This is a genomic window from Dolichospermum sp. LEGE 00240 (genome assembly GCF_015207875.1).
Classification (GTDB): domain Bacteria; phylum Cyanobacteriota; class Cyanobacteriia; order Cyanobacteriales; family Nostocaceae; genus Dolichospermum; species Dolichospermum gracile.
Genome location: NZ_JADEVZ010000059.1, coordinates 1 through 12,584 on the forward strand (window position 1 = coordinate 1; position 12,584 = coordinate 12,584).

Annotated in this window: 18 protein-coding genes; 6 read left to right on the forward strand and 12 right to left on the reverse strand. The window is 37.2% G+C overall.

Annotated features, from left to right (window positions below; translation table 11 throughout):
* Positions 1–38 precede the first annotated feature (38 nt).
* Positions 39–248 carry a hypothetical protein gene (locus IQ226_RS25775; RefSeq protein ID WP_304511105.1) on the forward strand — a complete coding sequence of 70 codons (210 nt, stop codon included), beginning with the start codon at positions 39–41 and terminating at the stop codon, positions 246–248.
* A 167-nt stretch (positions 249–415) separates the two neighbouring features.
* Here IQ226_RS25775 and IQ226_RS25255 read toward each other — a convergent pair whose 3' ends face one another.
* The 9 genes from IQ226_RS25255 to IQ226_RS17835 form a co-directional block, all read right to left on the reverse strand.
* Positions 416–613, reverse strand: a complete 198-nt coding sequence (locus IQ226_RS25255; RefSeq protein WP_255539981.1) for a hypothetical protein — start codon at positions 611–613, stop codon at positions 416–418.
* Complete coding sequence (gene cas6 / locus IQ226_RS17800) at positions 594–1,652, reverse strand: CRISPR system precrRNA processing endoribonuclease RAMP protein Cas6 (protein ID WP_193897487.1); 1,059 nt, start codon at positions 1,650–1,652, stop codon at positions 594–596. Before cas6 ends, IQ226_RS25255 begins: the two co-directional genes overlap by 20 nt.
* Positions 1,630–2,007, reverse strand: coding sequence for a hypothetical protein (locus IQ226_RS17805; protein ID WP_228039530.1), 378 nt, complete (start codon positions 2,005–2,007; stop codon positions 1,630–1,632). The genes cas6 and IQ226_RS17805 overlap by 23 nt, the downstream gene beginning before the upstream one ends.
* A 361-nt stretch (positions 2,008–2,368) precedes the next feature.
* Entirely contained in the window at positions 2,369–3,136 is a 768-nt protein-coding gene (locus IQ226_RS17810; RefSeq protein ID WP_193897489.1) for a hypothetical protein, read from the reverse strand.
* 110 nt (positions 3,137–3,246) lie between these two features.
* Positions 3,247–3,489 carry a hypothetical protein gene (locus IQ226_RS17815; protein ID WP_193897491.1) on the reverse strand — a complete coding sequence of 81 codons (243 nt, stop codon included), beginning with the start codon at positions 3,487–3,489 and terminating at the stop codon, positions 3,247–3,249.
* Positions 3,486–4,295 carry a hypothetical protein gene (locus IQ226_RS17820; RefSeq protein WP_193897493.1) on the reverse strand — a complete coding sequence of 270 codons (810 nt, stop codon included), beginning with the start codon at positions 4,293–4,295 and terminating at the stop codon, positions 3,486–3,488. Before IQ226_RS17820 ends, IQ226_RS17815 begins: the two co-directional genes overlap by 4 nt.
* Positions 4,296–4,412: 117 nt before the next feature.
* Positions 4,413–4,733, reverse strand: coding sequence for a hypothetical protein (locus tag IQ226_RS17825; protein ID WP_193897495.1), 321 nt, complete (start codon positions 4,731–4,733; stop codon positions 4,413–4,415).
* A 98-nt stretch (positions 4,734–4,831) separates the two neighbouring features.
* Positions 4,832–6,016 carry a CBS domain-containing protein gene (locus IQ226_RS17830; protein ID WP_193897505.1) on the reverse strand — a complete coding sequence of 395 codons (1,185 nt, stop codon included), beginning with the start codon at positions 6,014–6,016 and terminating at the stop codon, positions 4,832–4,834.
* Between the two features lie 245 nt (positions 6,017–6,261).
* On the reverse strand, positions 6,262–6,603 hold the full coding sequence (locus IQ226_RS17835) for a recombinase family protein (protein WP_015079420.1): 342 nt from the start codon (positions 6,601–6,603) through the stop codon (positions 6,262–6,264).
* 133 nt (positions 6,604–6,736) lie between these two features.
* On the opposite strand from IQ226_RS17835, the gene IQ226_RS17840 reads away from it, so the two are divergent.
* The 5 genes from IQ226_RS17840 (at position 6,737) to IQ226_RS17860 (ending at position 9,505) form a co-directional block, all read left to right on the forward strand.
* Positions 6,737–7,393 carry a nucleoside monophosphate kinase gene (locus IQ226_RS17840; protein WP_193897507.1) on the forward strand — a complete coding sequence of 219 codons (657 nt, stop codon included), beginning with the start codon at positions 6,737–6,739 and terminating at the stop codon, positions 7,391–7,393.
* A 211-nt stretch (positions 7,394–7,604) separates the two neighbouring features.
* Positions 7,605–7,955, forward strand: a complete 351-nt coding sequence (locus IQ226_RS17845) for a co-chaperone YbbN (RefSeq protein ID WP_193897509.1) — start codon at positions 7,605–7,607, stop codon at positions 7,953–7,955.
* A gap of 21 nt (positions 7,956–7,976) precedes the next feature.
* Complete coding sequence (locus tag IQ226_RS26020) at positions 7,977–8,330, forward strand: hypothetical protein (RefSeq protein ID WP_370567193.1); 354 nt, start codon at positions 7,977–7,979, stop codon at positions 8,328–8,330.
* Positions 8,331–8,332: 2 nt separating this feature from the next.
* On the forward strand, positions 8,333–8,788 hold the full coding sequence (locus IQ226_RS17855) for a CBS domain-containing protein (protein WP_193897519.1): 456 nt from the start codon (positions 8,333–8,335) through the stop codon (positions 8,786–8,788).
* A 159-nt stretch (positions 8,789–8,947) separates the two neighbouring features.
* Entirely contained in the window at positions 8,948–9,505 is a 558-nt protein-coding gene (locus IQ226_RS17860) for a CBS domain-containing protein (protein ID WP_193897528.1), read from the forward strand.
* A gap of 324 nt (positions 9,506–9,829) precedes the next feature.
* Here IQ226_RS17860 and IQ226_RS17865 read toward each other — a convergent pair whose 3' ends face one another.
* The 3 genes from IQ226_RS17865 to IQ226_RS17875 all read right to left on the reverse strand — a co-directional run bounded on the left by IQ226_RS17865 (position 9,830) and on the right by IQ226_RS17875 (position 12,577).
* Complete coding sequence (locus IQ226_RS17865) at positions 9,830–10,000, reverse strand: hypothetical protein (RefSeq protein WP_193897531.1); 171 nt, start codon at positions 9,998–10,000, stop codon at positions 9,830–9,832.
* Positions 10,001–10,156: 156 nt separating this feature from the next.
* Complete coding sequence (csx2, locus tag IQ226_RS17870; protein WP_193897533.1) at positions 10,157–11,371, reverse strand: TIGR02221 family CRISPR-associated protein; 1,215 nt, start codon at positions 11,369–11,371, stop codon at positions 10,157–10,159.
* 72 nt (positions 11,372–11,443) lie between these two features.
* Positions 11,444–12,577, reverse strand: coding sequence for a putative CRISPR-associated protein (locus IQ226_RS17875; protein ID WP_193897535.1), 1,134 nt, complete (start codon positions 12,575–12,577; stop codon positions 11,444–11,446).
* Positions 12,578–12,584: the final 7 nt, after the last annotated feature.

Consider the following 12,584-nt stretch of genomic DNA (forward strand, 5'->3'; position numbering starts at 1 on the left):
TTCGGGATGATGTTCTATGACTTCCCTACATTCTTCGATTGGGTATAAGTCTCGGCTATTTCCTTTATGACCTGCTTGACCCCCTCTTTTTTTGCTGCTTTTTTGTTTTACAGGCTTTTTTCCAAATTTTATTACTTGATGGTCATGAAACCGCCGAATATGAACGCCAACGGGCTGAAAGTGAAAAAGAAAAAAGCGATCGCCTCATCGCCCAATTACGCGCTTTAGGAGTAGAACCAGAAGTGTAAAAAATACTCATATCTGCAATTAGCAATCACTAGATTTACTGTCCCTGTCCACAGTCCCCCAGTGCTTCCTTGCTAACTTGCACCCGGAGTCACTAAAGCCCTACACATCTGTTTAAATAAGAAATTATTGTTTCAGTCCCCTTGCGGGGATTAGATAAGTGGAAACCCTACAGGATTTTTTGCAAAAAGGTTTTTCTTGCATTATCTTTCAACCGATAAGCTCCCAAACTTTTGTGAAAATCTTCGGGTTTTATTTCGTGTTTATGATAAAATATTTCACCATAGGTAATCGTGCGACCCGTGCGTTCTTCTAAACATAAAGCCGCAGCACAAACTTGAAAATGGTCATTTAGGTGTTGTTCCATCTTGCCTTTTTTGTATTCCACAGGCACAAGTTGACCCAGTTTGACCCATACCCATAGCTGTTTTCCGTCCGACTCCAGAAAAGACAGCGAAGTTAGCTAAAATAGTAGCAATTCGGGCTTGTTCGGGGTCTGGAAACCGATATTTGACCCAGCCGACCGTACCAATTTCTGCACCAGATTCCATCTTTAAAGCATGGGTTTTCAGTTCAAAAGCGGAAACTAGACCTTGCCATTCAACTTGAGGAAATTGTAATTCTGTGGATGCAAATCTATTCCAACTACGTAGTAAACTATTGAATACTAAATCAGGCAATGGAAAAGGTTGGATATTTTGATTCTGTTTAAAACTGGTGGGGGAGAGAAATTGTAATTCAATTGTATTTTGTGATGGTATCTCTAACAGGTTTTCAAAGTTGCTAGATTGATAAATATTTATCCACTTACCTAATTTACAAGATATTCCTGCTAATGTAATTTCACCACCCAAATTGCTGCTTAATCCCCACAATAAAGGTGCTAAGAGTTCTGGTTTTAACAGCGTAATTCTCAATTGGATTCTTTGTGGGGAAGTGTACTGTATTCCTATGGTCATTGGTAAAGGATATTGTTGATGTAAATTCTCTGCGAGAAGAGGATCTGCATTAGCAAACCATTGAAAACATTGAGCATGAATAGCCCTTCCTAATGTTGCTGGTAATGGTGCAGTAGCAGAAATGGAAATGAGAATTACATGAAGGTTATGAGAATCAACTTCAACACCTGTTAATTGATATGATTTATTTTGCCAATCTAGAGTAATTCTTTTACCAATAATTCGCTGACAGATGGATTCCATTAGTTGTGGATATAATCGAGAATCTGGCAACACAAGCATGATTTTAGTAATACCATCAGCAATGTGTAATTGAATCCAAACAGGTGCAGGTTGAGTATCTGATAACCAAGATTCTAAGGTGACAGAATTGATATTTTTTGCATCTTGTCTGAGAATTAAACTCATCCCAGCAAATGTAGTCTCAATATCTTTGGTAAATGTCATAACGAGCGCTGGTGGCGATAAGTTTTAATGGTAAAAACCCTGATTTAATCACTCGGTCTTTATCGAGTTGAGCTTTATCAGTAGAAAAAGGATTAATACGACTAAATGTGGTTTTTTCACCTAAATCATCCATTGGTTGAATTGTAGAACCAGTAGCAGGATTTGGTGGAAATAATGGTTCTGAAGTTTCTTGTTTGCACTCTGGTAAATATTGAAAAAAACAACCCCGTTTACCAAAATAATTAATTTGGGCAAACAATTGTTCTAGTTCTATTAAATGCTTTCCTGCACTACAACAAATTTGCAGATGTCCTTGAAAATGTACCCATTCCCGAAATACAAAACCATCTTGCATAGACACAGTTAGACGGGTTTTATCTGCTTTGTCTGCGGTTTGGTCATAAGAGGTTGTTTGAAAAGTATTAGATGAACCCGATAATCTCTAGAAACCTAACCCCCCTTCCCCCCTTCCCTACAAGGGAATGGGGGTTTCAAAGCCTCTCCCCGACGCGGGGAGAGATTTAGAGAGGGGTTTATTTATACATTAAAAACTTTTCAAACATCCTCTAATAGCGTAGTTTGTAATCAGGGGTTATAACCAATTCTAAAAGCCTCAATATTGAGAACAGTGGCATATAAACCCGAACTTACCTGCACCATGAAGTTGTAAAGAAAGTAAACCGCTAATAGAAATTGAATAAACGGGAAATTTGGTTTTAGTCATTATCGGATTCTCCTTCTTCAATATTATCTAATTCTGTTTCTGATGTGCCAGTTAAATCGGTTTTATTTGCTTCTTTGGATTTACCCCAACCCTTGGCATAACCATAGGCAATTAATAGGTTAGCTATCAAACTAGAACCATGTTTTTCAATGAGATTGATAATTCCATCTAAATCATCTTTAGTAGTCCAAATTCGACGAGGTTTGCCTTTCTTTTTTAATTCCTCATCAATGCGGAGATTTTCGTTTTCGTAACTAGCAAGAAAGATTGATAATTCAATAATAAAATCCTTTTTAGAACCTGCTTGACTGGTCAAACGTTGTGCTAAACCATAGATTCTATCCCAATCATGCTCATCTTTTCCGGCATAGACAGTGGCGCTATTAATAGCTTTGGCAATCCGTAAAAATCCAGGGTCTTGTGTGATATCTGTTAAAGTTAATTCTTGGTCATTTTGAGGATGATTAAAATTTTTCACCATGAGATTTAATCCATTAAGAGAAAATAAACGGGGAGGTTTAGCTTTAGGATCTGCTAAACGCTTAACAACATAATCAGCATAAATTACTTGAAAGCAAAAGAAATTTTCTAGACTGGTACTAGTAATGAAATCCCGATAAGCTGCTAATAATTCACTGTGTCCCTCTTCTGCTAATAGGGTAGTAACAATTGACAAGTGTTCTGTCAAAATATTATGATAATCTGCTAATTCCTCAGAAGTTTTAGGACTAATCCAACCTGGTAAACCTAAAGAAAACATTTGTTTGACACCATAAACTTGACCTTTACAACCAAAGTGAGTTCCAATAAAATTACTAACAAAATGATTAATTTGTTGCGAAAAATTATCAAATTCATCTTCTTCAGTATTTACTGGAACTTGTGATGATTAAGTAATTCTTGACAAAAACGTAATATCAACTCAGCATCAAATCTAGCAATTCCATGACCTCCAGATGGTGGGTTTAATTGACGCAGCTTATTCAATACTTGACGATATTTACTTAACTGAATATCTTGAGGTTCAAGAACAACAACGCGCCAATCATAAACTCGTTCTGCTATTTTGATTCGTTCTGCGATACCAAAGGTAAATAAGCCCCCAGCAATCAACCATAATGAGAATCTACTTTATTACCATCTGCTTTAACTCGGTTTACTCCTTGGACAGATGTAGGTAAATAAATTTTGACTGCACTGGCGGTTTCTGGTAGTTTCTGTCCAGTAGTTTGGGTAAATAACTCATTTACTAATTTATTCACATCCTCTGCTTGTTGGCTAAATGCTGTAAACAAAGCAACCAATAATGCCCCATAATTTGGGGGTGGAGAATTTGGGTGGGGAGACCCCGCATAATTTGGGGGTGGAGAATTTGGGTGGGGAGACCCCGCATAATTTGGGGGTGGAGAATTTGGGCGGGGAGACCCCGCATAATTTGGGCGGGGAGACCCCGCCCCTACTGTTTGCCATCCTAAATACCACAATTCATTATGATTGCGGTCATGACCCATGGAAGTAAGAATTACACCATTTTGCGTACTTGGATGGGGTGGTTTTGGTGCATCTTCATTAAATTGAGGTTTACCTTTTTGTTGAAATAAATACTCCCGATAAAGTTTTCGTCTTTCCGTTTCCTCCACTGTATTAAAAGTATCTATTTCCTGCGGTATTTTGCTAATGTCGGTTTTTTGACCTTTGACTGGCGGGAAAGAATTGGTATAATTGAGTTTGGCTACCAGTTCTAAATTGATAGGTTGTTTTAACTGAAGGCAGTAGCGTGTTCCTTGATCTAAAAGTTGAATTGCACTTTTTTGGTTAGTAGCTTTCAGGGCATACTCCACAAGCTGTACCAGACCTAACATCAGGAAGGTGTCAGCATAAGTGCCGAATTTTTTGGTAACAAATAGCTGTTTTGTCATCTGGTTTTCAACCCATAGGAGTTGTCTACTTCCAAACAGTATATATCCAGCTGGAAGAGGGGTATTCCAATTAACGTAATTGTAGAAAAAAGACGTTAAAATATTTTTGACATCTGCCTAAAAATAACCGTGAGTGAAGTAAAAGCTGATTATGATGATGCTTGGAAGGAAGGGGTAGAAAAATAGTTTGAGGATGACAAAAAAATGGCATACATAACAAGTATACAACGTATAGAAAGATCGCAAACTCTCCAAGAATCTATTGTTAAAATCATCAAAACTACTGTGATTTAGGAAGCGTGTCATACCTTGCCAACTTTGGGCGATCGCTCTTTGTGCTTCTGGATGTAATTCTATAGTTTTTATCCTAGTTATATCTGCTATACTCCAACCAGAAGTCCAAGCAGAATGGTGACTTGAGTTTGGACTAACTGGCATTTAGCAACAATGAAAATAAGGCAAGAGAAAATTACCCAAAGTCGTTGAGAGACCCAGTGTTGTAGAATCGGGGAATTGTTATTAGTCCTATATATTTTTCAGGTATGAAGACAATGGCGGATTTTTTGCATCTCCGTTGTCGCTAAACCTAAATACATTTGCTGTAATTCTGTGGATAAATTAGGATTTTTGATCAAATGTTCTATCCGACTTTCAACAGTAGCAATCAAGTTATCTAAGTTTTCGTCAGCAACTATATGTTGTTTCTGGATCTGCTTTAAGTCTGGTTGTAGTGGTAGTTCGGTGGAGTTACTTTGGTTATGGAAAGATTTAGCTTTCTCGGTTTCCAATTGAGCTACAGTTAGTTGTAATGTTTCTATGACTCCATACATCTCCAGTGGATCAAATATTCGCAACAAGCTGGTTTGAGTGACGATAGCTAACTTTGCTCCCCAATCCCAGGATACAACTAATCGCTGCACTCGTCGCTGCTGCATTTCTTGATGGGCAGACCATAGAGAATCTTCTGGACTAAGCAAAAATAAGGGTGTACTCATCACTGTTTTTGCTTGAATTTGAGGCAAATTTAATCCCAATGCTTGAAATTGTACGATGTCTCTTTCTGTCACAATTCCTACTGGTTTAAAAGCTGATAAGACATCGTTCCAGGAATCTCCTTTTACTATCACCACGCAACTAACTTGACTTTCCGCCATCATCTGCGCCAAACTGAGTACGGAGGCTGTAGGTGGTGCATGAATTACCTGAGTGGTCATTACTTCTGACACCCGCCGCATTTTCAGCAAGTTGGTGGGGCGCAAAACTTGCCTAATACTTTCTGGGGAGACAATCCCCACGAGTTGTTCCTCTGCATTGACTATCACCAAGTGGCGAATGCGATATCGTCGAAACAAAAACAGTGCGGCAAAGATATCCCGAAATGCAGTTTCCGCCAAGGTTATGACTGGATGCACCATGACATCAGCTATTTTCACATCAGCAAAATCTCTACCCGCCGCTGTAAGTTTGACAATATCTCGCTCCGTGAAAATACCCAGTATTTCTGTTTCTTCCATGACTAAAATACAACTTGAACGCGTACCTCCCATGGAACTAAAGCCAATTGCTGAATCAAAATCAGGTAATAAACAACTATTACCTCGCGTCTGATTCATTAAATTCACAACATTAATTAGGGAAGTATGGGGCGCAACAACCAGTGGATGCCTATCTATCGCCTCTTCTAAGCAGGGAACGCCAATGAGTGGGTCATCAATTTGCATGGTTGACAATAGCTGATGAAGTTAATTTATGAAGTTTTGTAAAGTTTTTTGTCATATACATATTATTTCTACAAATTTCAGTTATGATATGAGGGATGTAAAGGATAAATCGAGGAAACAGTTTACATATAAAGGGTTTAACGATTAAAAGGTAAATGGGGGATAAAATTCAAACTGGCCTATCCAAATAGGGGCAAAAGAAGACATTTTTACTTTGTGGTTCTAAATCAGAGCCAATAAGTACATCAGTCTTCATCCATGCCAGAAATCCTCTGTATTTTACCATATAGCCTGTCTAGGACTCTTTTAACTGATACAGGTTGCCACTGACTGCCTCGCTTGGTTGTATATCCTTGCTGGTTAAGCCACGCGGCAATTTGTGGAAGTGATTTTCCTGACTTGTGGTGACGGCGAATTAATTCAATGATCTGTTGTTCAGATGGATTCTCTACTAGTTCACCATTAACTGACTGTTGACCAAAAGCAGGTGAACCATAGCCGGCATAGCCGCCACTGGCAGCTTTCGCTTTCCTGGCTTGGTCTAGCTTTTCCCACAGGTAAGAGTCTTTTGATTTTTCAGTTGCCATAGTTTTGAGAATTCAATCACCTCTGTAGATATGATATCTCAAATATTGGCTATTCCTAGAGGAATCTTATATTTGGGGATTGTATTGGTTGTTGATTTCATCTCATCTTCGGTTGGAAATAGGGGGTGTTTGAATGCGATTGATTTTCTTAGGAGTACCGGGTGCTGGCAAGAGTACCCAGGGGGCAGCACTGTCAAGCCAATGGCAAATTCCGCATATTTCCATAGATGATATATGCCGTCAGGCGATCGCTAAAGAGACTTCTTTCGGCTCAAAAGTCAAGCCGTATATAGAAAGAGGTGATTTAGTTGCAGATGATATCATTCTTGATATCATCCGCCAACGTTTAAGTCATTTCTCTGCCCAACGGGGTTGGATTCTGGATGGATTTCCTAGTAATTTATCCCAGGTGAAACTTCTTGATCAATTACTATTAGAAATCCGGGCTAAAGGCAACACTGCATTATCAGAACAGCCTTACGACCAAGTTTTTAGCTTTTATGTCCCAATTGATGTTTTAGTACAAAGGTTGCTGCAACGAGGTTACTCAGACGATAATCATGAGGTTATTTATAGGCGAATAGAAGTCTATCAGGAGCATTCTACTCCCTTAATTCAGCATTATCGCCAACAAGGTTGTTTAACTGTGATTAATGGCGATCGCCCAGTCGAAATAGTAACTCAGTTTTTACAAGATTCTTTTTCTAAGTCTTGTTTAATAGGAAACAAAAAAACTTTAAATGCTAGGAAAAGATTAATCAAAGCAGGAAAACAGATTTTATCTGCATGACACAAAAATAAAGTAAGAGTCCTGAGTATTTTATGCGAAATAAAAGAAAAATCAAAAGATTGAAATTTCTATGGCATCAGGGTTATAGCACTTCTGAGATTGGCTTTAACTCAACAAATAACTTAACTCATGGACATTCCATTCTATCCTTGAGAATTTCCCATTTCCCAACCAAATAATCACCAATTTTAATTTTTACTGGAAAAAACCTATGGCTACTTCTGAAAGTCCGCATGAAACTCTTGTTCAATATATCCAAAAATCAGAGTTTGAATCGCTCTTAGAGGCGGGAGAGTTGTTTGTTATGGACTGTACCGCAACTTGGTGCGGACCTTGTATGATGGTTGCTCCTTTAATGGATAAACTGGCTGAAGAATACAAAGATCAGGCAAAAGTAGTCAAATTAGATGTTGGTGACGGCGAAAATCAAAGCGTTGCTAAAAAGTACGATATTCGCAGTATTCCCGCAGTTATGTTTTTCAATAAAGGTAAATTATCAGAAATAGTTGTTGGAGTAGTTCCCTATGAAATATTCACCACAGCTTTAAACAAAATACTTTAACATTCTTGAGGAGGTTTCTCCATGCAGAGAGCGTATATATTTCCATGTCCTAATTGCGGTAGTGAAGCAAAACGTCAGTTTTTAACTGATGAAAAACTAGCTCACGAATATTCTTTGATTCATCAAATTATCCGCACAGAGTGTCCAGTTTGTGACTACCTGATGGTAATGCGCTCTCTGGATGGAAGTGTCATTGAGGCTTACGCACCCGGAATACCAAGTAATTTTCAACCATTAACTACATCTAATCTTTCTCCAGAAGTGTCTAAGCAGCAAATATTAGAAATGAGTGAATCTATTTCCATCTGCTCCATATTTAGACATTTACCCAATCAAAGTCCCACAGACTCATACCCATTACTTTCAGGATTTTAACCATGATCAAAACTGAAGACATAATGACCACAGAAGTTGTCACAATTCGTGGTTCAGCAACCGTAGCCGAAGCCGTAGCACTGATGAAAGAACGCCATTTGCGATCTTTAATTGTCGAACCTCGCACAGAAAATGACCCCTACGGTATGATCACTGAAACTGATATTGTTTATAAAGTTGGTGCTTATGGTAAAGACTCCAAACAAGTGCGAGTTTATGAAATTATGACCAAGCCTTGTATTGTCGTCAATCCTGAACTTGGTGTGGAGTATGTAGCCCGCTTATTTGCCAATACAGGCATCCGTCGCGCCCCTGTAATTAAAGATAAGTTATTAGGAATCATCTCAATTACCGATATCCTCAGAAAAAGTGACTTTGTGGAAAACCCAAAAAGCTATTTTGAGATGTATTGTCAAGAATTTCCCGATGCCTTAGAAGCCAGAATTTACGAAGATTGAATCCAAGAATTCATGGTTTTTTGCTCAGTCAAGCATACTCATTTATATAAGAGTAATGAGCAATCTGGAGAAGGCTGAAGCGGGCTTTTTGCAAATTCACTACAATTCACAAGTTACCCACAAATTTCAATCCAACTATTAACAGGAATTTATAAACCGATGATGAAAGCTGAAGACATAATGACCACAGAAGTGATTACAATTCGTGGTTCAGCAACCGTAGCCGAAGCTGTGGATTTGATGAAATATAAAGGTTTGCGTTCTTTAATTGTGGAACCTCGTACAGAAAATGACCCCTATGGCATGGTCAGTGAAACTGATATTGTCTATAAAGTTGCTGCTTACGGTAAAGACTCCAAACAAGTGCGAGTTTATGAAATTATGACTAAGCCTTGTATTGTCGTCAATCCTGAGCTTGGTGTGGAGTATGTAGCTCGCTTGTTTGCCAATACAGGCATCCGTCGCGCTCCCGTAATTAAAGGTAAGCTATTAGGAATCATCTCAATTACCGATCTCCTTAGAAAAAGTGATTTGTTTGAAAATCCAAAACGCATCTTTATTGAAGACGAAATAGAAGTTGCACGGGAAGAAGCGAGAACAATTTGTGCAACTAAGGGCGATTCTTCTCGTGAATGTGCAGCAGCTTGGGATATTGTGGAAGAACTGCTGGCAGTAGCATCTGACCAACGATTAGTGAAGGAGAATGTTGTCGAATAAATACTATTTGTCTTGCCTGATTTGCCAAAGTTCTCATAGGGGTAAAGGTTTTTTCTTGCCTTTGTCCCTTTAAATAACACCTATAATTTTTTGTGGAGTTCTCTTATTGCTTCTGGTCGCCAGGTAACCGTTCACAGGGGGTGAGAATTTATTAAAAAACCTGAAAGCTTTGTCTGTTGGGTTTTTCAGGCAACTTGACATATTAACGAATGGTTCTTAAATTGGCTGGAAAACGATTTGCAAACCGATATAGAAATTTTGCGAATTTCAAATGACCTAAAAAAATCAAATCTATAACGTTTTTCATGCTGTTTTCGTGGAATCTCATATAGAGCGTTTTTTGTACCCCCCGTGAACGGTTACGGAATTAGATTCTTGATCTTCTATAAATGGATTATCTGAAAGTATTCCTGCTATTAAAATACCATCGTCGCTATCTATTGCTATTCTTACACCTGTAACTAAATATACTTTATCTTTTGTTTGTTCACTCATAACTTGCTTTTTCACTCAAGGTAGGTTGTTACTGAAAAAAGGGAGAGAAAACATAGCTAGTAAAACTAGTTTTACCAACTCCCTTTATTTTAGGCTAGTTTTTGCCTTTCGGTTTAACTTGCCTACAAAATACTAAATTGTATAGTCAATATAGTATTATGCCGTAAATTCAGGTAGTAGTTCTGATAATCCTTGAACTAATTTATTCTGTGCATATTCTTCTAATGTTGCAGCACTAATATCAGCAGGACGCATTTGAGCATGGGCAATATCATTACGATATTCTGTTAAAGTTGACCACAAACCTCCTAGTTTTTCAGCACTGGTAACATATTTAATTATTGGCTGATTAAAATTGGGATTAGCTCCTGTCATTTGTCCTAGTTGTGTTTCTATATCTTTACGTTTAATTCTATCTCGATAATCATTAATTCCATCAGCTATGCAAATGGCAGAAACTAACCATTCTCTACCTAATAAAATTGCTTGACAACTGAGCTTTTTCGCAATATACCAACGTAAAAGCAGAAATTGTTTTTGCAATTGTTCTTGAGGACTACTTTGCTCAATATTTATGAGAGCAAATTGACTATAATCATTTTGAATTTGGGTCAAAAGAAGCTCAAAAGGTTTAGCAAATGCACCTACTTCTTCTTGCAATTCAGAGGTGGGAATATTTTGAAGTTTTGCTGATTCTGTAATTAAGTCAATAGGACGAACTAATTCAATAGAACGCGATAACGCTTGAATGCGATCGCCAAAAATTCTGAGTTTAATTGGTCTAATTTCTGATGTTTTTTGTTTACCACTACGATAAAAATCTTGCTGAATGGTACTCAATAAATTTCCTAATTCTACAGATGAACCTGTACTTAGAAATTTATCAGTAGCAGTTAACCAATCTAATAATTTAATTGCGGGAGTTAAATCAAAAATTGGTGGTTGTTCACGGTTAGCTTCAAATGCACCATAATAAACTCCCACAATTTCTACATTTCTGGCTTTTTGTAAAAAAGCTGCTGCTAATAACACTAAAAGAGGAATTGAGCGAAAAGCATGGGTAATATCAAATAAAACTTTGGCGTTAGGTTCAACAGAATTGACAACTGCATCAAATATTTCCCATACTTCAGTTTCTACTTTTCCTGAAGGAATGAGAACATCTGTAGATTCAAAGCGATCGCCTAATGTTTCTTGTAGTGTATTCCAATGTGCTTCTTTAGCTTCTGTTGTGACTAATACTGTTACTTGATCTGGTTGAAAAAATTCACATAAAGCATGAGCTACATAACGAGTTTCAACCTGTTTATCTTGCCAAGTATAGCAAGTTTTTTCGTATCTACCTGTTCCTAATACTGTTAAAAGTTGCATTTTTATCTCCTATGAGGAATGTGTAATTAAGATGGTTGTGTGATATTTATGGAAATTGGGAAATGTATTGATTTAAAGATGTTCCCCCAATATATCAATCCAATAATTATTACCGTCAAAATGCCCATATAATCTTTTCGCATCTCTATCTGACCAAGCATCACATTCATGGGTTGGTTCTGAAGATAATTTACCTTTAAATGGTCTACCTCTCAATGGTTTAAAATCAAGAGACCTGGGATTATATATTTCTTTATCAGAATCTAAAGATTTTAAGTAATGGGAAAGCTGATCTAATCTTTCATTGATAATGATTAACCGATCTTCAGATAAACTATTTGCATCCTGTATAAAGCGTTCAGAATAATTCAATTTTTTGATTAATGGAGGTAATAAACCTTGTTTATAATATTCTTTACAACATTTTTTCCATAAAAGTTTACCCCATTCTGAGAGTGTAACACGATCATCAATTTGTTCTAGTAACGTCTCAGGAATTTCTTTACATTCTTCTGCATATAATTCTTCTGATAAAATTGCCATACGACGACAAGCGTGTAAATTTTTACCAATAAATCCCTCTGGATCTAGTTGTAGAGGTAAACGAGGAATCTTTAATAATTGAGAACCTGATTCAAATATATAAATACTTTCATCGGCATAAAACATTGCAACAGCTTGAAGAAATCCATTAACACTTTTAAATCCACCTGTTAAGTTAAAAACTACTTTCCAGTGAGGTCTGGGATATTGTTTTTCAAGTTCTTCATCACACCATTGAACTATTTCAGATAATGCAATTCTAAATGAGTCAATATCTTTAGTAGAAAGATTTTTGATATTTTTTGGAGTTGCTTTTAACTCCTGTTTTTGTAACCACTCAGCTACCATGTTAGCTGTGCTATGACCCAAATAAGTATCTGTAGCGAGTAAAATGTGCTGTTCTCCTTTTGGAGTTCCAGCATAGTAAGTAATTATTCCGTTTAATTCAGCACTTAATTTCCGAGCTTCATTTATTCCAGCATTTTGTATAAGCTGTCTGCGTTCAGTTATATGCTTATCAATAATATTTTTTTGCTCCTTAGTTAGCTCTTCCTTTTTGCAGTTTGTTGTTTGATTTAGGAGTTTTCTAAGATTTTCTTCTGTACCATTAGTTAACAAGCTAGTTCCACAAGGGGAAATAATAATTGTAGGTTTTGTATTCATGATTTTT

Bases quoted from the DNA above. Each gene is read 5' to 3' on its own strand.
- IQ226_RS25255 (WP_255539981.1), bottom strand. From the start codon at position 613: ATGGAACAACACCTAAATGACCATTTTCAAGTTTGTGCTGCGGCTTTA.
- cas6 (WP_193897487.1), bottom strand. From the start codon at position 1,652: ATGACATTTACCAAAGATATTGAGACTACATTTGCTGGGATGAGTTTA.
- IQ226_RS17805 (WP_228039530.1), bottom strand. From the start codon at position 2,007: ATGCAAGATGGTTTTGTATTTCGGGAATGGGTACATTTTCAAGGACAT.
- IQ226_RS17810 (WP_193897489.1), bottom strand. From the start codon at position 3,136: ATGTTTTCTTTAGGTTTACCAGGTTGGATTAGTCCTAAAACTTCTGAG.
- IQ226_RS17820 (WP_193897493.1), bottom strand. From the start codon at position 4,295: ATGACAAAACAGCTATTTGTTACCAAAAAATTCGGCACTTATGCTGAC.
- IQ226_RS17825 (WP_193897495.1), bottom strand. From the start codon at position 4,733: ATGCCAGTTAGTCCAAACTCAAGTCACCATTCTGCTTGGACTTCTGGT.
- IQ226_RS17830 (WP_193897505.1), bottom strand. From the start codon at position 6,016: ATGCAAATTGATGACCCACTCATTGGCGTTCCCTGCTTAGAAGAGGCG.
- IQ226_RS17835 (WP_015079420.1), bottom strand. From the start codon at position 6,603: ATGGCAACTGAAAAATCAAAAGACTCTTACCTGTGGGAAAAGCTAGAC.
- IQ226_RS17840 (WP_193897507.1), top strand. From the start codon at position 6,737: ATGCGATTGATTTTCTTAGGAGTACCGGGTGCTGGCAAGAGTACCCAG.
- IQ226_RS17845 (WP_193897509.1), top strand. From the start codon at position 7,605: ATGGCTACTTCTGAAAGTCCGCATGAAACTCTTGTTCAATATATCCAA.
- IQ226_RS26020 (WP_370567193.1), top strand. From the start codon at position 7,977: ATGCAGAGAGCGTATATATTTCCATGTCCTAATTGCGGTAGTGAAGCA.
- IQ226_RS17855 (WP_193897519.1), top strand. From the start codon at position 8,333: ATGATCAAAACTGAAGACATAATGACCACAGAAGTTGTCACAATTCGT.
- IQ226_RS17860 (WP_193897528.1), top strand. From the start codon at position 8,948: ATGATGAAAGCTGAAGACATAATGACCACAGAAGTGATTACAATTCGT.
- IQ226_RS17865 (WP_193897531.1), bottom strand. From the start codon at position 10,000: ATGAGTGAACAAACAAAAGATAAAGTATATTTAGTTACAGGTGTAAGA.
- csx2 (WP_193897533.1), bottom strand. From the start codon at position 11,371: ATGCAACTTTTAACAGTATTAGGAACAGGTAGATACGAAAAAACTTGC.
- IQ226_RS17875 (WP_193897535.1), bottom strand. From the start codon at position 12,577: ATGAATACAAAACCTACAATTATTATTTCCCCTTGTGGAACTAGCTTG.